This is a genomic window from Alteromonas ulvae (assembly GCF_048987005.1).
Classification (GTDB): domain Bacteria; phylum Pseudomonadota; class Gammaproteobacteria; order Enterobacterales; family Alteromonadaceae; genus Alteromonas.
The window spans coordinates 738,217-762,418 of record NZ_CP185261.1; the positions used below are offsets into that span (position 1 = coordinate 738,217).

Genomic DNA, 24,202 nt, shown 5'->3' on the forward strand with positions numbered 1-24,202 from the left:
AAAAGAGCGACCTAAGCGAAGACATGCAATATTCACTTTTTAATCAACCTGAGAAGTTTAAACCTGAACAAGGAGCGTCTGATCAGGGAACGCCCGAGCAACACAAGCAGGTGGCACAGCCCCAGCGCCTGCCGCTGCCTGAGGGGGATGTTGTGTATTATCCTCGCTTTTTCAGTCAGTCTACTGCCGATACGTATTTCGACAACCTGCAAAGCGAGCTGCCGTGGAGACAAGACTCACTGCGCATGTTTGGTAAATCTATTTCCATACCTCGGCTACAAAGCTGGCATGGCGACCCACAGTGCACCTATACCTATTCAGGACTAACCATGGTGCCTAACCCGTGGACCTCAACGCTGGCGGATATACGAGATTGTTGTAGCGCCGCATGCGGTAGCCGTTTTAATAGTGTCCTTGCTAATTGGTACAGGCACGGGCAAGACAGCATGAGCCTGCACGCTGATGATGAACCCGAGCTTGGGCCAAACCCCGTTATTGGCTCTGTAACGTTGGGAGAGGCGCGCCCTTTTGTGTTTAAGCATAAAGAAACGAAGGCGCGATATACGCACTTGCTAGAACACGGCAGCTTGTTAGTGATGGCCGGCGCTACCCAAAGCCATTATTTACACGGCATTTCGAAGACGGTTAAACCGATAGGTGGTAGAATAAATCTCACTTTCAGACGATTAATAGTCGCGAATTCACCTTAAAAATTTCAACGGGTTCGCCAGTCACGCGAATAAAAGAGATTGAGGTAAAAGATATGCAGGTAGACAATATGCAAGTAAGCGGTATGCAAGTAAAAGATTTCCTAGAAACAGCCATCACTGATGCTATTGCGCCACGCTATTTAGAGGTGGTTGATGAAAGCTTTATGCATAATGTGCCCGATGGAGCGCAAAGTCATTTCAAGGTAACGGTAGTGAGTGATGCCTTTGAAGGTCAGCGTTTAATTGGCAGACATAGACAAATAAACGCATTGGCAGCACCTGCCTTAGAGGGGCCGGTTCACGCGTTGGCGCTTCACACCTATACCCCTGAAGAGTGGGTGAAAAGGGGAGGGGAGCCTTTGTCATCGCCTAAGTGTCTTGGCGGAAGTAAGCACGACTAGATCGTTACGCCCTAGTGATATAAAACACAGCGAGTGAAATAAAATGCAACAAATGGATGTTTGTCATGACACAAAACAGTGAAGTTGGTCACTATATCAATATGCTTAAAACCCCTTCAGTTCAGGTTCTGCTTCTTGGAACCTGCTTTGTATTGGTTATGCTATTTGTGCATTTAGGTGTGGCGCAGCCGATGGACGAAGCATTATTTCAAGCCCTTAAACTGGATGCTTCCACGCCTAAATGGGTATCAGATGCATTAAGAGATGTTACCGCGCTTGGCAGTAATATTGTGCTGCTTTTTGTGGCTATTACCGTTACGGTTGGCCTCGCCATGCAAAATCAGCGTAATAAGGCGTATACCTTTGTGCTGGCAGTAGCGTTGGGGCTATTGGTTGCCTTTGCCCTTAAAGCGGGTATCGCGAGACCTCGTCCACCGGTTAGTCAGCACGATGTGGATGTATATACCCACAGTTTCCCGTCTGCTCATGCCACCCTGTCTACATTGGTGTACTTCTATCTCGCTTACCTAATTTGTCATTTCTCTGGCCAAAGGGTGGTCAGCACATGGATATACTCCACTGCGGCATTACTGGTGTTTTGCATAGGGTTATCTCGAGTGATGCTAGGAGTGCATTGGCCAAGCGACGTAATTGGAGGTTGGTTTGCTGGTGGCAGTGTTGTGGCGCTATGCCTTTACACTATTAAATGGAAGCAAAAGCTGCATATTCACAATAGTGAGCCACAACAATCAAAACGCCAGTAAGGTCAATGCAAGACCCTTTGCACAATGTGGAACGCCTTACACTTTATCAGCGCGTTTGCGAAATTATACAGGCAGACTCTCACCGCATGTTGTGCTTACATGCGCTTCAACAACTCGCGTTGCCACAAAGTTACTTAGGTGCAGGCTTTCTTCGTAACGCTATTTGGGATTTTTTACACAACAAGAGCACACCCACGCCGTTAAACGACGTTGACGTTATCTATTTTGATGCAAACAACACACAGCCAGGCAAAGACACCTTCTATGAGATGCAGTTAAATGAGGTGCTACCGCAAGTTAAGTGGCAGGTAAAAAACCAGACGCGTATGCATGTACTGCACGGGCATGCGCCTTATAAAAGCTGTGAAGACGCTATTTCATACTGGATAGAGAAAGAAACCTGTGTGGCGATAGCGTTATCAAGTGCAGACAGTGTAGCTTTATCTGCCAGTGCCAGTGCCAGTGCCAGTGCCGGTGGCAATATTAGCGCTAGTTCGTCGTTTGAAACAGTAGGGCCGTTTGAGATACTCGCACCCTTTGGTTTGCAGGGTAATTTTGCAGGCACCATCAGTATAAACCCCAAGAACCCGCGGCCAGACGTATTTAATGAGCGGATTCAAAATAAGCGTTGGTGTGAGATTTGGCCAACGCTTACAGTAAAGCGTTAATTTCTCGCCTTAATTTCTCACTACCCGTAGAAACCATCCAACAAACAACGAAATCAGAAATCCGAAAAAAGCCACTAGCATGTTGATTGTTAAAAGCTGACCGGAAAAGTCGGCGTTAGCGCCTGTTTCTTCACTCACAAGCATTCCCGACGCTTTAAATATGAATAGTGCTGCTACTGAGAAAAGTAGAATAACGGCGGTAGACATAAACGTCGCTTTCCAATACGCCTTCGGCGAAACCCAATGAATTGCACCAGCTACAAGCACACATAAAATAGTAAGGATGTAAGGGACCACAATAACTCCTAATTGATATTCTTGTTGATGTTGATGCTGCTCTAAAACAAAAGCTGCTGTGTATTTCTTTTGCGCAGTTTTCTAGCCGACAGACTACAGAGGATTTGAGCGATAAGAAATTAAATAAGGATAAGCAGCTAATTTTGCCCGATACGATGCCACGTCAAAGTGCCTGTGTCAGCTTTTATGTCAGATCGTCAGATTTTATGCCTGCTCTTATATTAGGGCATGTTGATCTTTGTTGTTTGAGTTTTGGACTAAATGGAAGCATTTTAATCGCGAAACAGCCCTGTAGGCCTAGTGGTTTGGCCAATTCATTCGGCTGCCTTAACAAATAATATCGCCAGCATGTCCAAATTTTGGTCTAGCGCTATAATTAGCAAATACGCCTTCAATACGTGTCAACACGCCTTCATGGTTAACATTCTATTAAAAGATTTTAAGCTGTAATGGTGATAGAATCGCCAACAATTCTCCAGTAAGCCCTTTTAGCCAATGGGGCTTTTTGTTTAACACGCTTTATATTCTGAGAAAACATGTTCGATTTAATAACCAGTAAAGATAGCAACGTAAAAAATGACGTGCTTTCGGGAATTACTGTCGCCTTAGCGCTAGTCCCTGAAGCCGTAGCCTTTGCATTTGTTGCAGGTGTAGAACCTATGATTGGTCTATACGCTGCATTTATGATGGGCCTAATTACTTCTGCCATTGGCGGTCGTCCAGGCATGATTTCAGGTGCAACAGGGGCCATGGCCGTTGTGATGGTGGCACTTGTGGCGCAGCATGGCGTGCAGTACCTGTTTGCGGCCGTCATCTTAGCGGGACTGCTGCAAATACTCTGCGGCGTGTTTAAACTCGGTAAGTTTATCCGTTTAGTGCCATACCCGGTTATGCTAGGTTTCGTGAACGGGCTTGCTATTGTTATATTCTTAGCGCAGCTGGGACAGTTTAAAATAGTCAATTCACTTGGCGAACTGCAGTGGATGCAGGGTTCAATGCTGTACTGGATGCTAGGTCTTGTAGGCCTTACCATGGCAATTATCTATATACTGCCAAAGCTTACCAAGGCGGTACCTGCGTCGTTGGTAGCAATTGTAACGGTTACCGCTTTAGTACACGGATTAGACTTGGAAGCGCGCACGGTTATCGACTTTGTAAGAGACTTACTGCCGGCTGATCAAAAAGACAGCGCCACCTTGGCGGGTGAGTTGCCAACCTTTGCTATTCCAATGGTGCCTTTCACCTGGGAAACGGTAATGATTGTGCTGCCAACGTCTATCATTTTATGCTTGGTTGGTCTTATCGAATCGCTGCTTACCCTATCGCTTATTGACGAAATGACCGATACCCGAGGTCGCGGCAATAAAGAGTGTGTTGGACAAGGCGTTGCTAACACTGTTAACGGCTTCTTTGGCGGTATGGGCGGTTGCGCCATGATTGGTCAGAGTATGATTAATATCAATTCTGGCGGCCGTGGTCGTTTATCAGGAATAAGCGCTGCACTTGTACTGCTTGGCTTCATTCTTTTTGCAGCGCCACTTATTGAAATGATCCCATTAGCAGCGTTGGTTGGCGTTATGTTCGTGGTGGTTATTGCTACCTTTGAATGGGCATCGTTTCGCATTGTGCGTGGTGTTAACAAAGAAGATGCGTTTGTACTCTTCTTGGTCACTGGCGTTACTGTTATTGCCGACCTAGCCATTGCCGTCGTTGTTGGTGTTATCGTATCTGCCCTTGTATTCGCTTGGAAGCACGCCCGCCATATCGCTGTGAAATCGCATATCGACGATGACAACTGGAAGGTATATGAGTTAGAAGGGCCGCTGTTCTTTGGCTCGGTCACTCATTTTAGAGACTTGTTTGATATTGCCAACGATCCAGAAGATGTGGTTATCGACTTTAGAGAGTCTCGTATTTGGGATTCGTCGGGTATCGACGCGCTAGATACGCTTGCAGATAAATACCTCGAGCAGGGCAAAAAGCTACATATACGTCATATCAGCGACGAGTGTCGCAGCTTGCTGCGCAAAGCCGACAAGTTTGTAGAAATTAACGTTAACGAAGACCCTCGTTATCGCGTTGCTACCGATAAGCTTGCCTAAGGCTTCCTATTGGGGCCTCCTATTAGGACAGTCGCAAAGTCATAAGCGCAAGATGATTGCTCAGACAGAGATGAAGAGCGATATGAAAAACACAAAACCGCACTAGTGCATACTAGTGCGGTTTTTTATTAACTATTCCTCACTGAGCTATTTTTCACTGAGCTATCTCTAACTGAACAATATCGTAACGCCTGCCGTAATCCTTATTACACAGTATATTTCAAATTACTTTTAACCTACTTTTTGGGGAAAGCTTGATGATTAATTACGTAACCTTGGGTGTGAGCGATATAGAAAAATCAGCGTCATTCTACGAGTCACTGCTGGAAGATTTTGGCGTTAAGCGGTTAGTGAATATGGACCGGATTAAATACATTGGTAAATCGATGAAAGAGCCAATGATTGCCGTGTGTATTCCGTGGGATGAAAAAGAGCCCTCACCGGGCAACGGCAATATGTTTTCCATCGCGCCAGGAAATAAGCAGAAAGTAGATAAAATGCATGAAAAAGCACTGTCTCTTGGGGCAACGTGCGATGGCGCGCCAGGACAACGAGTACCCGGAAAGTTTTATGCGGCTTACGTAAGAGACTTTGACGGTAATAAGATATGCTTCAACTTCTTCGGCTAGTTTTTTTCTAGTAAATAGCGGTTAACAACAACCTAAGCGCTTAAATAAACGTGCTAGCAAGTAAGTCGCTAGCACGTCATCTGTTTTCCTTCGTAGCTAGGTTTGATGTTTATTTACGTCCCTGTATGCGTGCTTTATTTGGTGGCGCGAAACAATACTTCAGGGTTAGTCATTGTTTTCATTTCAAGTACATTGCCATTGGGATCTTCAATGAAAAACGTCTCTTGTTCGAACTCTGTATTTTCAAATCGGCGGTAGGGTTTATCTAGATACTGCAAGCCTGCCGATTCAATACGCTTCTTCAACGCTTGAAACTCATCGTCACTCATATGGACACCAAAGTGCGGAACGGAAACCGTACCCATGTCTACGTCATGACGTACAGAAGGTAACCGCTCGGTACTTTCATGCAAAGTGAGTTCATTGCCCCAAAAATCAATGTCAATCCAGTGCCCGTCCTCACTGTTACCCGTTTTACAGCCCAATACGTCACAATAAAATACCTTGGCTTTTTTTAGGTCGCCTGCAGGGATAGCAAGATGTAAGCAATTAGACATCGCAAATTCCTTATTTTTGTTTTTATACCAGTAATGATTAGGAAAATTATCTACCGCTGAATCATCTAATAATGGGGGTAAAAGGCAAGAGCGTGGCAAGCTTCTTATAGTTAGCAATGTAAACGTATCTATGCAAACGCACTTTTGCAGGTGAGAATATAATGAATTACTGAGCGCAGGTTTATTTCCCCTTATTTTTTTAAAAATGATAAAGTGAACAGCATTAATGACTTAATAAAAAGCGTTCTTAACACACCATGCAGCTTCCATTTAGTGACTACATAAAAATTATTGGAAAAGGCCAGCGGGGCGGTCGAAGCCTAACGCGCGAAGAGGCCTACCACGCCATGAAAATGGTGCTTGCCAATAAGGTTACCGGCGATCAACGTGGTGCCTTTTTAATGTTGCTACGTACCCGAGAAGAAACGCCCGAGGAAGTGATTGGGTTTGTGGATGCTTGTCGAGAACTTATTGAGCCTGAGGTGCAAACACTATCTCCTGTGCTAGATATTGGTTGCTATGCAGGAAAGCGGCGACAACTCCCGTGGTACTTACTCGCCGTGTCTGTGCTTGTAAAAAACGGTACGCGAGTTATGTTGCACGGCGCCCATGAGCCTGGTTCGGGGCGACTATATGCAAGTACGGTGTTACCAACGCTAGGTTTGCCAGCAGTGAATACGGTGGCACAAGCTAAATCCCAGATGGATGAACACTTGGTGACGTACCTCGACCTATCGTGTCTGCTGCCTGCGCTAGACCGTATTATTAAACTGCGAGAGGTGTTTGGATTGCGCTCTTGTGCCAATACGCTGGCTCGGTTGTTAAACCCCACTGGCGCGAAGTATTGTGTGCAAGGGGTGTATCACATGCACCTTGACCATAAACATTGCCGAGTGAACGAAAACTACGACAGCATTGATGCACTGTGTTTTCGCGGTGACGGCGGCGATCCTGAGGTAAATGGTGAGCGGGAAACAGAGTTATTTGTCACCCGTGACGGCAAGACCGATGAATATGTTCTCCCTGTTATTGCCAAGCGCTGGGCGCTAAAAGATAAGGCCATGGCCGTGGGCGATATGCTAGAGGTGTGGCACGGCAAAGCAGAAAGCGATTACGGTGAGCAAGCTATTATTAGCTCGCTGGCAAGTTACCTCGTTTTGCTACGCAGTATTGACGTAAACACCGCCATAGAAGAAGCCAAACTACTGTGGCAGCACCGTGATAAAACCAGCCTTCCGTTTGGTCGCTAACACTTTTTATTAGACCACTCCTCTCAAGCCCTTGAGAATGCTTTGTTAATAAGCGCTTGCTAACTTCAGGCTGGATGCTCCTAACTTCATGTTGACACAGTTCTTCGTTACTTGGTCTATTATTAAAAGTTATTAATAATTGATTACTTTAAAATCAATTTAGCATCGCAAGTAGTAATGAATATTCATGGTGAAGCATCTCTCTACTCACCCCCCTATTTTTAATAGCCTGCAATGATGACAGCAATGACCAAAGCAATGAAGATGGGATTAACGAGATAGCTGAGACTGCGAGCGTGAGAATTGTGCATGCATCTCCTGATGCTCCAACCGTTAACGTAACGGCCAATGGAGAGCTGCTTGGTTTTTTAACTGGTGTCGATTATCAACAGGCATCTGAAAGCTTAAGCATTGATACAGGGGCAAGCTACGATATTGCGGTAGAAGCAAATACACCAGCTGGACCTGTTGAGGTCTTGAGTCTTGTGTTATCACCTGACGCTGACGTGTTATACAACGCTGTAGCGATTGGCAGTGTGGTGGATGAGACGCTAGAGCTATTAACATTGGCTCAAACAAGTGAAGAATTAACCGAGGGGAATGTCCGAGCTACGGTGGTGCATGTAGCGGAAAATGCCCCTTTAGTTGATGTGTATATAACGGCGTTTAACGACGATATAAATGCAGCTCAAGCAAACGTCACCCTCGATTACAAAGCAAACTCTGGAAGTATTGAAGTACCAGGAGGGGAGTATCAAATACGCATCACTCCGGCAGGGTCTAAGACAGTGGTGTTTGACTCTGGTGCAATTGAATTGCCAGCTAATAATGAGTTTCTGGTATTAGCCACCAGTAACGTTGCGCCAGGTGACTCTCCAGTGGCGCTTACTATTTCAAATGGTACAACGTCTTCGGTGGTATTAGATACCAATACACCAGCAGCACTCAGAGCCGTTCATGGTGTAGCTGATGCCCCTGCTGTGGATATTATCGCAAATAACGATATTGCGCTTTTTGATAGCGCTGAATACACCAACGTGACTGACTACTTAAATGTAGCTTCGGGCGACTACGATGTTGATGTTGCCGTAGCTTCTGACAACGCTACCGTGGCAATTGATGATGCCAATGTAAGCTTGGAAGCGGGTATGTACTACACGGCCGTAGCGAACAATGAGCTAGCGACTATCGATTTGGATTTAATAACCGATAGACCTCGACGGGTCGCTACTGCGGTACAAGTTCGCATCTTCCATGCGGCGTCACTGACATCAGATATTGATATTTACCTGACCGCCGACGGAGAGATTGCCGATGCGACCCCTATTTTTACCGACATTCCCTATCTAGACGGAGACTTAGCAGACACTGGGTATGCTCAGATAAGCGCAGGCGAGTATGTAGTTACTGTCACGCCTAGCGGCAGCAAAACGGAAGTTATTGAAACGGGTGTATTGTCACTACAAGCTAACAAGCTTTATACGGCATTCGCGGTTAACGGACCCAATGCGGGGGATGCACCCGTGCTGATACTGGCCGATGATTTTGTTGAATCAAACTAAAAAAGCAAAGCCTCGATAGATTTGCGTTGCTCCATAAATAGAAAGCGCTAATTTAAGAGACCATTGAAAAACGTTCAATCAAAATGAAATCACGCAATGTCATTTTGGCGGAATAAGCGACGGAATAGGCAGCGGATTAGTGCGGCGGCATTGAGCAGCGCTGCTCTATAGGAAGCGTATTATTAGTTTGAGCGTGAGTCAACCAACCATTTATTTGCAACGGCAACGTCTAGCTGTCTGCTCACGTAATCCCACAGTGCCGGTGCACAGGTTTTAAGGTGTGCATTGCGGTTTTCTATCTGCTGACGCGTGATGTGATGGGTCGCCCAGCTTCCCCCTTGGTTTTTCATATTTTGAAATACGGGAAGTACTCTATCCATCGCTTTGGCAAATTCGGCATCAGGTGTTGCCGCGTCCTCAAATTCAAGCCATAGCTTCAGCATCGTTTCATTGAGCGGTGGTGGCAGAAGACCGAAAATTCGTTTGGCCGCTGTTATTTCTTTTTCAGCCTGAGCCGCGTGGTCTTGCTGCGTAGTAAAGGCAAACATATCGCCCGCATCAATTTCTACCACATCGTGAATGAGGATCATGTGTATCACTCGTTGGATGTTGATAGGTTTTGCAGCGTATTGGCTTAGCATCGAGGCCATAAGCGCGACATGCCAGCTATGTTCAGCAGAATTTTCCTCGCGATCTTTGTCTGCCGGTAGCGTTATTTTTCGCTTAACAGCCTTTAGCTTATCAAGTTCACAAATAAAGTCTGCAAACGAATCTACTGGTGTCATAAGGTTCCTTCTTTAATAAAAACAGGCTCAATAAAAAACCAGGTTTAATAAAAATGGGCGCTTTCAAAGCGCCCATTTAAGTGAGTAGTATTTTCTCTTGCCCTATGCCTTGCTCAGTTACCGTTACTGCGCAGGCCTATTATGAGCTTATTTTTGTTCAGGCCTATTTTTGTTCAGACCTACTTTTGTTCAGACCTACTTTTGTTCAGACAACCATACAATCAAATCGGCAATATCATCAAAAGACATGTCAGATGTGAAAGTAGGTTGGTACTTTCCATTGATAATGAAGCTTGGAACACCGGTTAGAAACTCACGGTTAGCATCAATTTGCTGTTGGTTTTTACGCAGCATGCTATTGACACCAAAGCTATTTGCAAGCTTGTCGAATTCCTCGCCATCAGCCCCATTTACAACGAAGATGTTGCGCAGGTCTTTCAAATTAGTTACCGAGGCTTTTTGCTTGTGGATATAGTTGAAAATTGCGCCATTCATAGCAGTTTCTTGTTTCATTGCACGGCCAATAAGCATGGCTTTTGTTGCTGCGTCTTGCACGTCAGGACCCGAAAGTCGCATGAAGTTCACATGCACTTTATTAAATGCTGTGCCTTCACTTTTTTTCTGTTTTATTTGTTTTACGATAGGTTCAAACTGGAAGCAGTGCGGGCACCAGAACGAGAAGTATTCAGTAATTACTGGCTTATCAGTGGCTTCATCACCAATTACTTTATAGTGTGTACCTTCTTTCCATTTTGACGCTGACTCTTGAGCACAGGCCGCTAATGGCAAAAGCATTGCCATGACAAACATTACTGCAAACTTTTTCATGGAATAAGTTCCTTTGTATTTAAGATTTTTTATCGGCAAAAGATTATCACAGGCTTTGTGCGTTAACTAGAGCACTCCCTAATTTCAACGACCAGCAAGCTAAAAAATACAATGAAATGATACGGTATAAAGCTTAACCCCCGCTGAACACCACATTAGTTGAACAATACGTCATCTGAACAACACGCAAACTAAACAACGTAGCACCAACATGTTCAACCACGTTGGTGCTACTAAGCGCTATTTCTTACTTACGCTATTCAGTGAGCGTTGTCGAAGGCTCGCCCCAGTTAACGCGTGCCCTCGTTGTGGGTAATTTAATGCGTGTAACTCACTGATAATAAGGCGCGTCGTTCTTGCCCCACATACCCAATGATATCTTCATATTCTTCATCAAACAGGTTATTCACTTTCAGTGACATTTGCCATTGATTGCTAAGCTGGTAGCTCACATTAACGCTTGTCAGCGTGTAAGCAGATAGCGCAAGGGTTTCTGAAGGCGCAGGAAATGGAGGGAAAAACGTATCAAAGCGTGTGCCGGTATAGGCAAGCTTTGTGTAAAAGCTAAATTTCTCAAGGCCAAAATCTGATGTCACAGTAATAGCACCTTGATGGCGAGCGCGTCTAAGCTCAATGGCGCTTTGTGAGTTACTGGTTTGCTCTGCATCAAGATAGCTATAAGACCCTATAATAGCAGCAAAGTCGCCACGCCAGCTAAATTCTGCGTCTATACCGTCTCGCTGGCTTTCACCATCTACGTTGCCCGCAGTAAACGCACCGCTTTGCGCATCGAACACAAAGCCATTTATTTCATCTTGTAGCTGAGTATTGTAAACGCTGACTTGGGCCGTTACGGTTTGCCAGCGACCTTTAACGCCTACTTCAAATTCTTCACTTTCTTCCGGGATGAGATCAGGATTGCCGATAAAACTGGCAGGTGTATATCCGAAGCGTTCGGTAAAGGTGGGGGTTTTAACTGCCTTACCGTAGCTGGTGAATAAAGCGATTTGGCGGTCTAGTTGCCATGTGAGGCCAGCGCGGTAGCTAGATGCATTGTCGAATTCGCTATTATCATCGAAGCGTGCGCTAAGTGAGGTGAATACATTGTCGCTTAACGCTCCAGTAGCCTCGGCAAAAACGCTGTAGGTATCGTCTCGTTGATCTTGGTTAGGATCGCCGAACACCACAGGCCCACGCTGTGAAAATAAACGTTGAAGATATTCAGTTCCAGCGGCTAACTGCCAATCATTCAAACGATAGAAATTAGTCCAATTTAGCTCAATACGCTCACCCGTAGTGCCGCCTGCGTCTGCGCCGGACGTGGTGTTGTCATTTTCGTCTTTTCTGTATTGTGCGGTGAGCGCTGAGCGATAGTCACTGTTATTCGCTTGGTAATCCCACTTGAGTTTCGAGCTAACTTGGACCCCTTTTGTAACGTTGTCTGCATCTACGGGCAACCCCGTGGTAGCAAAGTCTGTAGCGTCATACTCATTTTCGTAATCTACCGTACGCAAGTAGGCAGAAAACGTATGCTCATCATTGGCGTCAAAGCGAAGGTTCAGTCCAGCGGTAAGGTTGTCATAACCATCGTCTTCACTCCCCGTTCTTGCAATATTATCGCCATCGGTTTGCATGTAGCTCGCGTAAGCCGACACGCCGAGGTTGTCGTGTTGTGATGATGTGTTGACGCTTCCTGTGTAGGTGTTTTGCGTGCCCAGACCTGCCGACATGCTTAGCTGAGGCGTAATGTCACCCTGAATACCGGCTTTGGTGGTAATACTTAATACACCACCAATAGCGCCGCTGCCCCAACGCGCGCTTTGTGGGCCTTTCAATAACTCGATGCGGGTTACATTCGCTGCGGTTAAATGGGCTAAATCAATTAAGCTACCCTGGCCGATATCATTAGCAATAACGCCATCAATAAGTACCAAAAGATGATTCGTTTCACTGCCTCGCACTCTCACTTCGGTGAGACCACCTGGGCTTCCTGATTGAGATAAGCTGACGCCGGGGAGTCCGCGTAACAGTTCGGTAAGTTGCAATGCGCCTGAGGCTTTTATGTCGCTCTCGGTTAATACCGATACCGCACCAGGTAGCTTTGTAAGCGTTATCGGTAGGCGCGTGCCTGTTACGGTGAGGGTTTCTACGTCGTCGGTGTTTTTAGAACGTTCTTGAGAAAAAACAGAAGTTGAAGTGATACACGTTAGGATTGCAGCGGCCGTTGCAGTTTTAGTAAAAGCAGCCTGTAGTAAAGATAATTCCATAATCAATAATAGTCTCTTATGTGCTCCACCCGAGCACATGATTAAGCGAAAGCACCGCACACTCATTGATAGTGCAGGGGCCGTGAAGCACAGGCCGGTATCCGGGCTTTCTCGTTATCTGCTCATCTGCAAAAGCTGTTGCTATGAGACTGATACTCTTTTGCCTTCCCATCGAATAAGTCAACGATTACATTGGCTTAGCGACAGTGGCGTGTAAAAAGAAGTACTGATTATGTAGTACTGAGATTACCGTTGCGGGGGCAGCATCAGCATTTAACTGATTTCCCGTTTAACACAATTATCGGCTTTGCCTTTTATCGCTTAGCCTAGTCTCGCCATTTACTGGCAGAAATGGGCTAGCAAGGCCGTTTCATGTGCACCTACGCGGGGGCGAGTATATAGGCTTTAACGGCGACTTACGACAGCAGTCGTAGTATTGATGCATGTAGCGAGTGAAATAATGTGACGAAACTACATGCCCAATTTTAGCGGGGGTTCTTGCAGTGCTGACATTTGCTCTTTGAGCGCTAAAATTTGTCCTTCCCAGTATTTATCCTCTGCAAACCAAGGAAATGCACGGGGGAAAGCGGGATCTGACCAACGACGAGAAAGCCACGCCATATAATGTACCATTCGCATGGCTCTTAAGGGTTCTATTAACGAAAGTTCCGCCTTATTAAACGGCTGAAACTCTTCGTAGGCTTCTACTAATGTGTCTAGCTGAAGTAACTGCTGCTGCCTGTCTCCGCTTAACATCATCCACAAGTCTTGAATGGCAGGCCCCATTCTGCAATCGTCTAGATCAACAAAGGTAGGCCCGTCGCGCCATAAGATATTGCCAGGGTGGCAGTCGCCATGCAGGCGAATAGGGGAAGAAACGTTTTTGTACGCTTTTTGTGTAGCTTCAATCACCGGGTTAAGAATAGCGAAAAATGCCGTTTTAAGGCCTTCAGGCAATAGCTCACTTTGCTCTAAAACCCGTTGAGGTTCAAATAAGTAGCTTTCAACATCAATTGCAGGGCGAGAAGAAAATGCAGAAGACTGAGCCGTAAGGTGAATGCGGCCAATAAACCGTCCCATCCATTCTAACTGATCTAAATTGTCGTTCTCAAATTGACGACCGCCCACCGAGGGGAACAATGCAAAACGGTAGTCTGTACTTCCAACGCTATGGTGGTGCAGCGTCTTTGCGTTAACGGCCATGGGCGCGACGATGGGAATTTCGTTGTCGGCTAATTCCTTAGCAAAATTGTGCTCTTCTTGAATTTGTTCGTCAGACCAGCGGCCCGGTCGGTAGAATTTCACCACATAACGTTTGCCGTCTTCGGCAATAAATTGATAAACCCTATTTTCATAGCTATTAAGGGCTAATAGACCGCTTTGAAGAAAAATGCCCTGGGTTTCCAGGGCATCTAATATCGTATCTGGGCTCAAGCCCGAGAAAGAAAAATCTGTCATCGATAAAGAAACTTAGTTGGCTCATCAATAGTTACAATATCACCGTCTACGGTGGTGGTAACACTAATGAATATGTCAGTGACCGTATCTTCCAGATTATAGGCGTCGGTTGCAACCGATATCGGCGTTGAATACACCGCGCCGCCCTCAACGACAAATTCCTGCTTACCAATATATTCATAATCAGGAAGGCCCTTTATCTCTACGGTATAGCTTTGACGCTGCTGCGTTTTATTCAATACCTTGATGGTATAGACATTTTCTATCAGCCCTTCGTTGGTTTCGCGATATAAAGAGTTTCTATCGCGAATAATATCCACTTCTGTAGGGCTGCGAGTGTAGATATTGGCGAACAACAGGCCAATCATGATCACGAGTACCACAAAGTAGCCAATGAGCTTAGGTCGAATAATATGTGTTTTACCGCCAGACAGCTCTTCTTCAGAAGTAAAGCTAATAAGTCCTTTGGGGTAATTCATTTTGTCCATGACACCGTTACACGCATCAACGCACGCACCACAGTTTATGCATTCGTACTGCAATCCATTTCGAATATCGATGCCGGTAGGGCAGACCTGAACGCACAGGTTGCAGTCTATACAATCGCCTAACCCTTTTTCTTTTACCTCTTCGTGGCTAAGCTTACGCGGGCGTGGCCCTCGCTTCTCTCCACGATTGGCGTTATAAGATACGGTAAAGGTATCTTTGTCGAACATGGCAGATTGAAAGCGAGCGTAAGGGCATATGTGAGTGCACATGATTTCTCTCATGTAACCGGCATTGCCGTAAGTACACACCGCAAAGAAAATAACAAAAAAGCCAGCCCAGAAGCTTACGTTGAAGGTAAAGAAATCAACAAATAGCGCGCCGATGGGCGTGAAATACCCAACAAAAGTAAGCGCCGTTAACAGAGCAACGCCTACCCATGCAGTGTGCTTTGCTGTTTTGCGCATAAACTTATCGGCGTCCATTGGGCGCTCGTCTAGCTTAATTCGTTTATTGCGGGGCCCCTCACATTTCTCTTCAAACCAGGTGTAGATATATACCCAGGTAGTTTGCGGACACATAAAACCGCACCACACTCGACCAGCAAAGGTGGTCACAAAGAAGAGGGCAAATGCCGACACAATAAATATATAAGCTAATAACGTAAGGTCTTGAGGCCACAGTGTTAGCGAGAATATGGTGAAGCGCTGCTCGCCAATATCGAGCAATACTGCCTGCTGACCGTTAAACTGAAGCCAAGGAATGATGGCGAACAAGCCAAGAAAAATAAGCCCAAAAAATCGACGAAACGATTCTAGCGGGCCTTTTACTGCTCGTACATAAATGCGACTGCGGGAGTCGTGACGTTTACCTTGACCGTCTCCCTTTGGTTTGTGCACTTTTACCGGTGTGACATTTTTGACCGGTATCTGTTCGTTCATAAATAAACCTTAGCTAACAACCCTAAATGGCGCGTGGAGTATACCAGCAACAAGATTGTTATGATTAATGTAGATCAAGAATGTTCATTATGATCGTATTTTTTAAACTTTCAGTCAATACTGAAAGTTCAGAAAGTAAGTTTCTGCATAGATTGACAATGCATAGAGTGTAAACCTAAACCATTTATAAAAAGCACAATCGCATACTGACGTATTATTAATTGTGTACTAGAAAGTGATCAGGATAGTGTAATATCAGCGAATGTGCTTTACTACGATCTAAGTATCAAGAATGGATTTTGGCGGCACGTTAAACACCACAACGCGCAAAATAACGTTAGTTTAAACGCATTTGTAAGAGGTATTATCAATATGTCAGCGTTAATCACAGCTATTAAAAGCCGCCATTAAGACAGGTTATGTAACACGTTATGCTACGGTTTTTTATCATTACTGCTGAAATTATTGTGCTGGTGTTAATCTTGCGGTCTCCCTTTGTTCAATACTTGTTTGAAGATATTCAACACTCTGTATCAGATTGGTTTATTTCACTTTCTACGCTACCAGAACAGCGCGCGCTAGAGAGGTTACGCAGCGATATAACAACTCAGTTAAGGCCACTAAAGCCCTATCAACAAAACTATGTTGAAAAAATCACCGTATCTAAAGAGAGTGTTAAGCAGTTTTATGCGAATTATTGTGAAAAAGACGAAATAAACCCTAACTTTTCGGGAACCAAACGCGCTCAACTTTGCCATATCATTATGCAGTCTTCTCTAATGCGAAAACCAGATTAATATCTAGAAACACGGAGAGCGTTTACGAGAAGACCGACACGAGGAGAGTAAACGTGAATAAGTTACCTACCATAGCAACGTTAATATGCACGGTGTTGTTAAGTAATGCCGTCGTATTGCCGTCTCATGCTGGCGAATTAAAAATAACGTGGAAAGAGCCAAAATCTTTCACCGATGTTCGCCCGTCAAACGAGTCTCGCGCTCGTTTTCGCAAGCGTACACTTGAGGCGCTAGAGGCCCATTTAGTGGAATTGGCAGCGTCCTTACCCGAGTCTCAGACATTATCAATGGTTGTCACCAATATTGATTTAGCCGGCCAAGTATGGCCAAGTCAATTCATCGGTTTTGGCAATAACATGGCCACCGATGTGCGTGTCATACAGCGTGTCGATATACCAAGAATGACATTTAGTTATTCGTTAACCGATAGCAGTGGCGAAGTACTGAAAAGTGAAGATGATTTTCAGCTGAAAGATATGGGCTTTATGGAATCAAATATTAGAAACATCAGAAATGAAAATCTTTTCTACGAAAAATCCATGTTGGATGATTGGTTTGACGATACGTTTTCCGACGCTGACAGCTTAAAGAACGAAGGCTAATAAGATTTAAAAGTACATGGAAAACAGCAAAAAAAGGTCGGCTTGAGTGCATAGCGTTAACTATGCAGTTCTAGCCGACCTTTTTGTTTTTCTTGCCAATACCTTTTAGCAAGTACTCTTAGCGTATATTTTTAGCCAAAACCTGGTGGCAGCTTCCGCGAAGATAATAGCCAGTGGTAGGTGCATTTCACCTACCACTTAACAGGCAATAGCCAGTAGCCAGTAGCATTACACGTAGTCGAACTCGTCACCGCTAATCGCTAAGGTACTATCCGGCCCTGCTTTATACGCTACTTTGTGTGCGTCGCGGCGAGGTAAAATACGCTGCATGTAAAAGTCTCGGGTTTTCACTTTAGAGGCTGCTAATACCGCATTATTTGAGCGCTGCGCCTTGTCAGCCATGCTGTACCATAATACCCCAATAAGTGAGTATGCGCTGTAGTTAAGGAAGTCGCATGCCGCTGATGCAGCTGTGGTTGGGTCCATGCCTAAACAGTCGGCAGAAGAAGCGCGCCAGTCGTCTAATAGACCTTGTGCTAGTGCTTTGCTCTCACCGTTATCAATGTCGTTAACCAGTTCACTAAATGCAGAATAGGTCGACTCCATCATTTTACCGCCATCTCGAGTAAGCTTGCGGCCAATTAAGTCGAGGGCTTGAATGCCATTGGTTCCCTCATACAGCATGGCAATACGCACATCACGCACCAGTTGCTCCATTCCCCATTCGCGAATGAAGCCGTGACCACCGTATACCTGTACACCAATGTTAGTGGTTTCAAGACCCATGTCAGTCATAAAGGCTTTACAGATAGGCGTTAAGTACTGAAGCACATTCTCTGCGTTGTGTTTTGCTTCGCCTTCTGTGTGCTTCTCTATATCCATAAATTTGGCATAGAAAAGCGACAGAGCGCGGCAACCCTCAATTAACGATTTTTGCGTTAGCAGCATTCTTGCTACATCTGGCTGAAATACAATAGGATCGGCTTTGCCTTCAGGGTTTTGAATGCCCTGAGGCGCCCGAGATTGAAGACGGTCGCGCGCGTACGTAAGGGCACCTTGGTAAGACGCTTCAGCGGCACCTAAGCCTTGCAGGCCTACTTGGAAACGCGCATCGTTCATCATGGTGAACATACACGCTAACCCTTGGTTTTCCTCACCCACTAACCAGCCGGTGGCACCGTCGAAGTTCATTACACAGGTAGGGCTGGCTTTAATACCCATCTTGTGTTCAATACTACCCACTGACAGGCTGTTTGCTTCACCCGGCTCATTGCTCGCGTCTGGTAAAAATTTGGGTACCAAAAACAAGCTAATACCTTTAACGCCTTTTGGCGCATCGGGTAGGCGAGCTAGCACGAGATGGATAACGTTAGCGCTCCAGTCGTGATCGCCACCAGTAATAAATATCTTGTTACCAGTCACTTTAAAGCTGCCGTCGTCTTGTGGCAGCGCTTTAGTGCTTAGTAAGCTTAAATCTGTTCCAGCGTGAGGCTCGGTAAGGTTCATTGTACCTGTCCATTCGCCGCTGATAAGCTTCGCAAGATATTTATCTTTAAGCGCTTTACTTGCATGCTTGGTGACCGCAAGTGTCGCACTCTCGGTGAGCATGGTTGTTAAACGCCAGCTCAAGTTAGCGGCATTCAGCATTTCGTGAACCGGTACCGCCATGGTGTAAGGTAAATCTTGACCATCGTATTCAGCAGAGCCAAGCATGGCATTCCAGCCATTAGCCACATATTCTTGATAGGCGTCGGCAAAACCTTTTGGTGTAGTAACCTTGCCATTTTCCAGCTTACAGCCTTCTTCGTCGCCCTCTCGGTTTAATGGAGCAACAACATCGAGTGCAAATTTGGCACCTTGCGAAATAATTTCATTCGCTAGGTCGCTGTCAAAATCACTGATACCGAGCTTTTTATAATGGGCATCAAGTCCAAGCCATTCTTTTAAAAGAAACTGAAAATCAGCGGTAGGGGCATGGTGTAGAGGCATGGATGACTCCTTTTTCAAACAAGTGTTTTAATTTCCCTATTATAGCCATAAAACAAGTGGTCAGAGTAGTCCGTTAACTGAAAGTTAATAATTAATTACCTATATTCCGTTTCTCAAACAGGACTCAGGTTAACTATTACTTATGGCCTTTTGGCTTTTCCTTGCATTTATCCTACTCGCTGGCATGCTTACGCCACAGAAGCTAGCGCAATCACAAAGAAAGCACAGAGAAAACAGAAATAGACTAGGGGCAAGGTGAGCTATGACCAATACCACAACGAATACCGAAATTGACACTGACGTTAGCGTTAATACTGACGTTAAGCTTAATGATAGCCCAGTCTGCGTGGTAACGGGTGGCAGTTTGGGAATTGGCCTTGCCGTGTGTAAAACATTTGCTGAAAACGGCTATCGCGTGGTGAATTTAGACATTAGGCACTTTGACGTCGCTCCCCTTCATTGTGAGTGGGTAAAGTGCGATGTAAGCAACGTGAGCGAGGTAGAAAAAGCACTTGCGTCTGTGGCACAAGACTATAAGCGTATTGATGCGTTGGTGTGCAATGCGGGCAAACACGTATCAGCCACTATCGAAGAGACTGACGAAGCGTTACTCGACAGTATAATAAGCCTAAATATTAAAGGGGCTTACGCCGCAATAAAAAATACGTTACCCGTTATGAAAGCTCAGCAATCAGGTGCGATAGTGGTGATGGGCTCTGATCAATCCTTTGTTGGAAAAAAAAGTTCCTTCGCATACGGACTAACAAAATCTGCATTGGCTTCAATAGCAAAAAGTACCGCCCTTGATTATGCCTCTTATAATATAAGGGCGAATGCAGTGTGTCCTGGCACTATCGAAACCCCGTTATTTCACAACGCCATTGACAACTATGTCGCTCGCTCTGGGGCCAATAAAAATGACGTTGTAGCAGAGGAAGCGGCAGCCCAGCCCATCGGCAGGCTAGGTCAACCTCAGGACGTCGCCGAACTCACCTATTTCCTTTGTAGCAATAAAGCGTCTTTTATCACAGGAAGCCTTCATGCTGTGGATGGCGGATATACTGCGCAATAACGATGTGGACGAAAAACCATGCACTGGATTGACCCTCACATACATTTTTTCGCACTTGAACATGGTCAATACGACTGGCTCAAGCCGAAAAATGCGCCGTTTTGGCACGACAAGTCTGTCATCGCACAAAGTGTATACGAAAGGGATTTGTTTAAAGGAAATCACGCAACGCTAAGCGGGTTTGTGCATATAGAGGCAGGTTTTGATAACACGCGACCTTGGCGAGAGGTGGCGTTTTTAGAGCAGCATTGCATAAGACCGTATCGCAGTGTGGCTAATATCGACTTGCAGTCGTCTACCTCTTTATCAGACATTGATAGATTAAAACGGTTTCGCTCTGTAGTTGGGCTTCGCCATATTCTCGATGATGATGCGGCCACCCTATTGCGAAGCCCTAAGGTGCTGCATAGCCTAAAACATATGGCTGCAAATAACCTATCTTTTGATGCGCAATTCGATATTACCGATGCGACAAGCGTTAGTGCCTTATTAAATATGGTTGAGCGTATTCCAGAACTGACGGTAATAGTTAATCATGTCGCGGCAGCGCCTTTTTTAGCTGACGCTTTACCCGCTGAGGGCTCCTTACCCGCTGAGGGCTCTTGCAGCAAGCACGCTAATTCAAGCCGGCACTTTTATTCCAGCCTTGCTTACACAAAATGGCAGCGTAATTTACGTGCACTGGCGCAATGCGGCAATATGGCATTTAAATTTTCAGGTATGGAGATGCAAGACAGGCAATGGACGTGGCCCTGTGTTGAGCGATTGCTTAATACCGCTCTAGATATACTTCCTGTCGACAACATTATGTTGGCGAGCAATTTTCCCTTGTGTACCTGGCGAATGCCTCATGCTCAACTATTAAAAGGGTATGACGACATGCTCAAGCGTATGACGTCGCGACCAGCCTCTGGGTTTTTTTGTCTTAGCAAGGATGATGCAGAGAAGCTGCGTTATAAAAATGCGTATGATTGGTATAAATTTTAAAGGCGCAAGTTTTAGTAATACAGGTTTAAAGCGAAAAAGTGTGAAGGGCAAAAACTCTGTAGGCTTAAGTTCTGAAGTAATAAAAAGCACCGAAAAAAGTAAAGTTTTTCACTTTTTTCGGTGCCTCGGTCTTTATATTTAGCGTCTAAACAAGGTAAGCGTGAAATAAGTCAGCGCTTTTCGTAAAGCAAGCTTCGAAAAGTGCCCGCGGTAAAAGCGCGCTCATACATGCGCCGATTCAAGACGTATTGGCATATCACCCACTATTTCAGCTCAGTTACCGTCATGTGCGGAGAGCGATAAACTATTTCGTCATTTAAATCGATGCCAATTCCCGGCGTGTCCGGTGCCTCAATAAAGCCGTTCACTGGCTGAGGGTCTTGAATACATAACTCTCTATTCCACGCTTTAGTGGCATAGGTATGATGCTCGTGGATCAGGAAGTTCGGTATGGCTGTTTCAAGGTGTAGGCTTGCTGCCGTTGCCACCGGACCACCACATACATGTGCTTGAATACGTACATCGTAAATGTCAGCGTAATCACACACCTTTTTCGCTTCAGTAAAGCCACCGCAAAGACCCACATCAGGCTGCAGTACGTCGATGGATTGGTCTTCAAGATAAGGCCGTACGTCCCAGCGATGATATAAACGTTCGCCACCTGCAATGGGCACCTTCACGTTTTTCGCTACTTTGTCATGTAGCTTAGAGTTCAAGTAGTTCACTGGTTCTTCGTAATATAAACAGCCAATGTCTTCTACAATACTGCCTAACTGAATAGCGGTAGAGGCACCTAGCAAGCTGTGGCATTCGAAAATGATATCACCGTCTTCACCCATAACGTCACGCATTGCTTGTAAACGAGCGCGAAACAATTTGAGCTCCGGCTTAGTAAATAGTTTGGTTCTGTCAAAATGGGTGTTGCCGTCTTTGTCGTAAACGATTGGATCAACTTTAACCGCGTCGTAGCCATCTTTTAACGCTTTTTCAGTAGCGCGAGCGTAGTCGGCAGGGTCGTTAAGTTTGGTGATTTCCGTATCCCAGTCAAACTGAAGCTGGCTGGCGTAACTGCGAAGTTTACCGTTAGTTTTACCACCAAGAAGTTCGTAAACCGGTAAGCCAAGGGCTTTGCCTTTGATATCCCAAAGCGCGGTGTCGATAGCGCTCATTGCGGAATAGAAAACCGGGCCTCCACCTAGTCCCCAGAAACCTTCGCGCAGCATGCGAGACCATAAAAGTTCGGTATTAAAAGGATTAAAGCCAATCAGCAAGGCTTCCGCAATTTCTTTTACCATATTAGCGGCGGCGCTGTGGCCCCAGTCGTAGGCAAGACCCGCTTCGCCCACGCCGGTAATACCTTCATCGGTATATACTCTTACAAACACAGGATTCCACTGAGGGCGCTTCGGGCATTCGATGTCGAATATTTCTACTTTAGTCACTTTCATAATGTAGGTTCAGTTCCGTTATGTATTTCAATCTTTAACGTTGCATTGTAAACATCAGCAGGTGGCTGTGATCACAAGTACGCCAGCATATTATTCACAAAATCCTGGGTCTAATTTGTACGCTTTGCGTAACATAGCAGGCCATGCTTTTTGTCCGCCGGTTGCACCGCTATGCACCACTTTGGCCTGCTCATAGATACCGTCAATGATAGGTTGGGGGATCTCAATGATCTCTTCAGTAGACTGCATTAAAGCAAGTTGTATTTCACATGCTCGCTGAAGGTCGTAAAAGCGCATAAAAGCATCACCCACAGTAGGGCCTACTGTAAGGCCGCCATGGTTAGGCAACAGCATGTGATTAGTATCGCCCAAATCATCTTGAAGTCGTTTTCGCTCAGCGTCGTCAACGGCAAGCCCTTCATACTTGTGGTATGACAACGAAGGCAGTGAAAACATTGAGTACTGGCTCCATGGCTTTAGACCGCCTTTTACCGATGCCACTGAGATAGTGGCCAGCGTGTGAAGGTGAATGACGCATTCTGCATCATGACGTACTTCGTGAATCGCACTATGAATAGTAAAGCCAGCTGGGTTTATGCCATAGGGCGTATCATCAAGAATGTTGCCGTCTAGGTCTACTTTCACTAAATTCGATGCGGTCACTTCGTCAAATGTTAACCCAAAGGCATTAACAAGGTAATGCTCGGTTCCCGGCACCTTAGCTGATATATGCGTGTATATTAGGTCGCCCCAGCGCATATCCGCCACGAGGCGGTAGCACGCTGCCAAGTCAACACGGGCTTGCCATTCTTGTTCTGATACGGTGCCTTTAAGGCTTTGTGTTGGCAATGAAAACACGCTTTACTCCTTAATAGTAAAAATCGAGGCGGTCTGTCTCTTTTGTTCTCTCTATTACTGTTGTATAGCAAGATAAGAACCTGCTCAATGCTATAACCGCAGCTTACAATGTATCAAAAGTGAGGTTCAAATCTCACTCTGGTATGGCTATTAGTTAGTGTCAAAGGCTATAAACCCATCGCGAAGCGAAATAAGGTCATCGGCATAGCGCAGCGACTTATGGTTAAGTAAAAACGGGTCCACCTTTTCAATTGCAATCACTTCAAGCGCTGCCCATGAAGGCGGACTAAAATGCTCTGGCAATAATTCGATTCCCGCGTCTAAATCGCAGGCAAACAGGGCAAGTCCATTGGATGTTATACCTAATTGCTTTCGAACAAGTACATTAAAGCCCGTTTCTTCCCATGTTTCTCGATGTGCAGCGCAAGATAGTGATTCACCCTCATTCACTCCACCGCCGGGAAAATCGAGTTTTCCGCTTAATCGATGGCGAATAAGTACCGCTTTTTCCTGAGTTTTGATAAGGCAAACCGCAGCTCGGGTGTCGTTACTATTGGATCTTTGCTCGACGGGTTGCGATTCAAGTAACGCAGATTGTCGACACAGGGGGGCACTCGGTGAGTGTTGAGAACAGCCTAAAAGCGTTAAAACTGCCAAAATAGGTGATAAGCGAAAAAAGAAAGTCATTGAAAAAGGTAGAATACTCTTAACAAAATAAAATCAATAAATAGTAGTACTGTACAC

At 45.4% G+C, this 24,202-nt stretch carries 23 protein-coding genes and 1 riboswitch; of the genes, 12 read left to right on the plus strand and 11 right to left on the minus strand.

What is annotated here, in order from left to right:
* Positions 1–23 precede the first annotated feature (23 nt).
* From ACOJR9_RS03250 to ACOJR9_RS03265, 4 genes are all read left to right on the plus strand, one after another.
* Positions 24–710 (plus strand): alpha-ketoglutarate-dependent dioxygenase AlkB family protein, encoded by a 687-nt coding sequence (locus ACOJR9_RS03250; RefSeq protein WP_420934960.1) that lies wholly within the window; start codon positions 24–26, stop codon positions 708–710.
* 83 nt (positions 711–793) lie between these two features.
* Positions 794–1,111, plus strand: a complete 318-nt coding sequence (locus ACOJR9_RS03255; protein WP_420936031.1) for a BolA family protein — start codon at positions 794–796, stop codon at positions 1,109–1,111.
* A 65-nt stretch (positions 1,112–1,176) separates the two neighbouring features.
* Complete coding sequence (locus tag ACOJR9_RS03260) at positions 1,177–1,875, plus strand: phosphatase PAP2 family protein (RefSeq protein ID WP_420934961.1); 699 nt, start codon at positions 1,177–1,179, stop codon at positions 1,873–1,875.
* Between the two features lie 5 nt (positions 1,876–1,880).
* Entirely contained in the window at positions 1,881–2,543 is a 663-nt protein-coding gene (locus ACOJR9_RS03265; protein WP_420934962.1) for a nucleotidyltransferase family protein, read from the plus strand.
* Between the two features lie 9 nt (positions 2,544–2,552).
* Here ACOJR9_RS03265 and ACOJR9_RS03270 read toward each other — a convergent pair whose 3' ends face one another.
* Positions 2,553–2,840: a hypothetical protein gene (locus ACOJR9_RS03270; protein ID WP_420934963.1), complete on the minus strand. Its 288-nt coding sequence runs from the start codon at positions 2,838–2,840 to the stop codon at positions 2,553–2,555.
* 536 nt (positions 2,841–3,376) lie between these two features.
* On the opposite strand from ACOJR9_RS03270, the gene ACOJR9_RS03275 reads away from it, so the two are divergent.
* Both ACOJR9_RS03275 and ACOJR9_RS03280 read left to right on the plus strand, forming a co-directional pair.
* Positions 3,377–4,942 carry a SulP family inorganic anion transporter gene (locus tag ACOJR9_RS03275; protein WP_420934964.1) on the plus strand — a complete coding sequence of 522 codons (1,566 nt, stop codon included), beginning with the start codon at positions 3,377–3,379 and terminating at the stop codon, positions 4,940–4,942.
* A gap of 257 nt (positions 4,943–5,199) precedes the next feature.
* Positions 5,200–5,571, plus strand: a complete 372-nt coding sequence (locus ACOJR9_RS03280; RefSeq protein WP_163107501.1) for a VOC family protein — start codon at positions 5,200–5,202, stop codon at positions 5,569–5,571.
* A gap of 134 nt (positions 5,572–5,705) precedes the next feature.
* Here the strand turns inward: ACOJR9_RS03280 and ACOJR9_RS03285 are convergent, their stop codons facing one another.
* Entirely contained in the window at positions 5,706–6,128 is a 423-nt protein-coding gene (locus ACOJR9_RS03285; protein WP_420934965.1) for a VOC family protein, read from the minus strand.
* 257 nt (positions 6,129–6,385) lie between these two features.
* Here ACOJR9_RS03285 and ACOJR9_RS03290 point away from each other — a divergent pair, with 257 nt between their 5' ends.
* Together ACOJR9_RS03290 and ACOJR9_RS03295 are read left to right on the plus strand one after the other, a co-directional pair.
* Positions 6,386–7,378 (plus strand): glycosyl transferase family protein, encoded by a 993-nt coding sequence (locus ACOJR9_RS03290; RefSeq protein WP_420934966.1) that lies wholly within the window; start codon positions 6,386–6,388, stop codon positions 7,376–7,378.
* 296 nt (positions 7,379–7,674) lie between these two features.
* Positions 7,675–8,940: a DUF4397 domain-containing protein gene (locus ACOJR9_RS03295; RefSeq protein ID WP_420934967.1), complete on the plus strand. Its 1,266-nt coding sequence runs from the start codon at positions 7,675–7,677 to the stop codon at positions 8,938–8,940.
* Between the two features lie 182 nt (positions 8,941–9,122).
* Here the strand turns inward: ACOJR9_RS03295 and ACOJR9_RS03300 are convergent, their stop codons facing one another.
* The 5 genes from ACOJR9_RS03300 to ccoG form a co-directional block, all read right to left on the minus strand.
* Positions 9,123–9,725 carry an HD domain-containing protein gene (locus ACOJR9_RS03300; RefSeq protein ID WP_420934968.1) on the minus strand — a complete coding sequence of 201 codons (603 nt, stop codon included), beginning with the start codon at positions 9,723–9,725 and terminating at the stop codon, positions 9,123–9,125.
* 195 nt (positions 9,726–9,920) lie between these two features.
* Entirely contained in the window at positions 9,921–10,553 is a 633-nt protein-coding gene (locus ACOJR9_RS03305) for a thiol:disulfide interchange protein DsbA/DsbL (RefSeq protein WP_420934969.1), read from the minus strand.
* A 317-nt stretch (positions 10,554–10,870) separates the two neighbouring features.
* Positions 10,871–12,820, minus strand: a complete 1,950-nt coding sequence (locus ACOJR9_RS03310; protein WP_420934970.1) for a TonB-dependent receptor plug domain-containing protein — start codon at positions 12,818–12,820, stop codon at positions 10,871–10,873.
* A 74-nt stretch (positions 12,821–12,894) separates the two neighbouring features.
* Positions 12,895–13,150: riboswitch (cobalamin riboswitch) on the minus strand.
* Between the two features lie 141 nt (positions 13,151–13,291).
* The gene (locus ACOJR9_RS03315; RefSeq protein WP_420934971.1) at positions 13,292–14,278 is read right to left on the minus strand and encodes a serine/threonine protein kinase; all 987 of its coding nucleotides are present in this window, start codon (positions 14,276–14,278) and stop codon (positions 13,292–13,294) included.
* On the minus strand, positions 14,275–15,705 hold the full coding sequence (ccoG, locus tag ACOJR9_RS03320) for a cytochrome c oxidase accessory protein CcoG (protein WP_420934972.1): 1,431 nt from the start codon (positions 15,703–15,705) through the stop codon (positions 14,275–14,277). Before ccoG ends, ACOJR9_RS03315 begins: the two co-directional genes overlap by 4 nt.
* A gap of 431 nt (positions 15,706–16,136) precedes the next feature.
* Between ccoG and ACOJR9_RS03325 the strand changes: the two genes are divergently transcribed.
* Both ACOJR9_RS03325 and ACOJR9_RS03330 read left to right on the plus strand, forming a co-directional pair.
* Positions 16,137–16,502 carry a hypothetical protein gene (locus tag ACOJR9_RS03325; protein ID WP_420934973.1) on the plus strand — a complete coding sequence of 122 codons (366 nt, stop codon included), beginning with the start codon at positions 16,137–16,139 and terminating at the stop codon, positions 16,500–16,502.
* A 53-nt stretch (positions 16,503–16,555) separates the two neighbouring features.
* Positions 16,556–17,104 carry a DUF3016 domain-containing protein gene (locus tag ACOJR9_RS03330; protein WP_420934974.1) on the plus strand — a complete coding sequence of 183 codons (549 nt, stop codon included), beginning with the start codon at positions 16,556–16,558 and terminating at the stop codon, positions 17,102–17,104.
* Positions 17,105–17,332: 228 nt separating this feature from the next.
* On the opposite strand, the gene ACOJR9_RS03335 is transcribed toward ACOJR9_RS03330, so the two are convergent.
* Positions 17,333–19,093: an acyl-CoA dehydrogenase family protein gene (locus ACOJR9_RS03335; protein ID WP_420934975.1), complete on the minus strand. Its 1,761-nt coding sequence runs from the start codon at positions 19,091–19,093 to the stop codon at positions 17,333–17,335.
* A gap of 262 nt (positions 19,094–19,355) precedes the next feature.
* Between ACOJR9_RS03335 and ACOJR9_RS03340 the strand changes: the two genes are divergently transcribed.
* Together ACOJR9_RS03340 and ACOJR9_RS03345 are read left to right on the plus strand one after the other, a co-directional pair.
* Complete coding sequence (locus tag ACOJR9_RS03340) at positions 19,356–20,165, plus strand: SDR family NAD(P)-dependent oxidoreductase (RefSeq protein ID WP_420934976.1); 810 nt, start codon at positions 19,356–19,358, stop codon at positions 20,163–20,165.
* 18 nt (positions 20,166–20,183) lie between these two features.
* Positions 20,184–21,152 carry an amidohydrolase family protein gene (locus tag ACOJR9_RS03345; protein ID WP_420934977.1) on the plus strand — a complete coding sequence of 323 codons (969 nt, stop codon included), beginning with the start codon at positions 20,184–20,186 and terminating at the stop codon, positions 21,150–21,152.
* A gap of 263 nt (positions 21,153–21,415) precedes the next feature.
* Here ACOJR9_RS03345 and ACOJR9_RS03350 read toward each other — a convergent pair whose 3' ends face one another.
* The 3 genes from ACOJR9_RS03350 to ACOJR9_RS03360 all read right to left on the minus strand — a co-directional run bounded on the left by ACOJR9_RS03350 (position 21,416) and on the right by ACOJR9_RS03360 (position 24,145).
* A complete protein-coding gene (locus ACOJR9_RS03350) occupies positions 21,416–22,600 on the minus strand; it encodes a mandelate racemase/muconate lactonizing enzyme family protein (protein WP_420934978.1) in 1,185 nt (394 codons plus the stop codon).
* A gap of 90 nt (positions 22,601–22,690) precedes the next feature.
* Positions 22,691–23,458: a class II aldolase/adducin family protein gene (locus tag ACOJR9_RS03355; protein ID WP_420934979.1), complete on the minus strand. Its 768-nt coding sequence runs from the start codon at positions 23,456–23,458 to the stop codon at positions 22,691–22,693.
* 150 nt (positions 23,459–23,608) lie between these two features.
* Positions 23,609–24,145, minus strand: a complete 537-nt coding sequence (locus tag ACOJR9_RS03360; protein ID WP_420934980.1) for an NUDIX hydrolase — start codon at positions 24,143–24,145, stop codon at positions 23,609–23,611.
* Between the last annotated feature and the right edge of the window lie 57 nt (positions 24,146–24,202).

What these genes read in the sequence shown, in the direction of transcription:
- ACOJR9_RS03250 (WP_420934960.1), top strand. Translation starts at nt 24, where the DNA reads ATGCAATATTCACTTTTTAATCAACCTGAGAAGTTTAAACCTGAACAA.
- ACOJR9_RS03255 (WP_420936031.1), top strand. Translation starts at nt 794, where the DNA reads ATGCAAGTAAAAGATTTCCTAGAAACAGCCATCACTGATGCTATTGCG.
- ACOJR9_RS03260 (WP_420934961.1), top strand. Translation starts at nt 1,177, where the DNA reads ATGACACAAAACAGTGAAGTTGGTCACTATATCAATATGCTTAAAACC.
- ACOJR9_RS03265 (WP_420934962.1), top strand. Translation starts at nt 1,881, where the DNA reads ATGCAAGACCCTTTGCACAATGTGGAACGCCTTACACTTTATCAGCGC.
- ACOJR9_RS03275 (WP_420934964.1), top strand. Translation starts at nt 3,377, where the DNA reads ATGTTCGATTTAATAACCAGTAAAGATAGCAACGTAAAAAATGACGTG.
- ACOJR9_RS03280 (WP_163107501.1), top strand. Translation starts at nt 5,200, where the DNA reads ATGATTAATTACGTAACCTTGGGTGTGAGCGATATAGAAAAATCAGCG.
- ACOJR9_RS03285 (WP_420934965.1), bottom strand. Translation starts at nt 6,128, where the DNA reads ATGTCTAATTGCTTACATCTTGCTATCCCTGCAGGCGACCTAAAAAAA.
- ACOJR9_RS03290 (WP_420934966.1), top strand. Translation starts at nt 6,386, where the DNA reads ATGCAGCTTCCATTTAGTGACTACATAAAAATTATTGGAAAAGGCCAG.
- ACOJR9_RS03300 (WP_420934968.1), bottom strand. Translation starts at nt 9,725, where the DNA reads ATGACACCAGTAGATTCGTTTGCAGACTTTATTTGTGAACTTGATAAG.
- ACOJR9_RS03305 (WP_420934969.1), bottom strand. Translation starts at nt 10,553, where the DNA reads ATGAAAAAGTTTGCAGTAATGTTTGTCATGGCAATGCTTTTGCCATTA.
- ACOJR9_RS03310 (WP_420934970.1), bottom strand. Translation starts at nt 12,820, where the DNA reads ATGGAATTATCTTTACTACAGGCTGCTTTTACTAAAACTGCAACGGCC.
- ACOJR9_RS03315 (WP_420934971.1), bottom strand. Translation starts at nt 14,278, where the DNA reads ATGACAGATTTTTCTTTCTCGGGCTTGAGCCCAGATACGATATTAGAT.
- ccoG (WP_420934972.1), bottom strand. Translation starts at nt 15,705, where the DNA reads ATGAACGAACAGATACCGGTCAAAAATGTCACACCGGTAAAAGTGCAC.
- ACOJR9_RS03325 (WP_420934973.1), top strand. Translation starts at nt 16,137, where the DNA reads ATGCTACGGTTTTTTATCATTACTGCTGAAATTATTGTGCTGGTGTTA.
- ACOJR9_RS03335 (WP_420934975.1), bottom strand. Translation starts at nt 19,093, where the DNA reads ATGCCTCTACACCATGCCCCTACCGCTGATTTTCAGTTTCTTTTAAAA.
- ACOJR9_RS03340 (WP_420934976.1), top strand. Translation starts at nt 19,356, where the DNA reads ATGACCAATACCACAACGAATACCGAAATTGACACTGACGTTAGCGTT.
- ACOJR9_RS03345 (WP_420934977.1), top strand. Translation starts at nt 20,184, where the DNA reads ATGCACTGGATTGACCCTCACATACATTTTTTCGCACTTGAACATGGT.
- ACOJR9_RS03350 (WP_420934978.1), bottom strand. Translation starts at nt 22,600, where the DNA reads ATGAAAGTGACTAAAGTAGAAATATTCGACATCGAATGCCCGAAGCGC.
- ACOJR9_RS03360 (WP_420934980.1), bottom strand. Translation starts at nt 24,145, where the DNA reads ATGACTTTCTTTTTTCGCTTATCACCTATTTTGGCAGTTTTAACGCTT.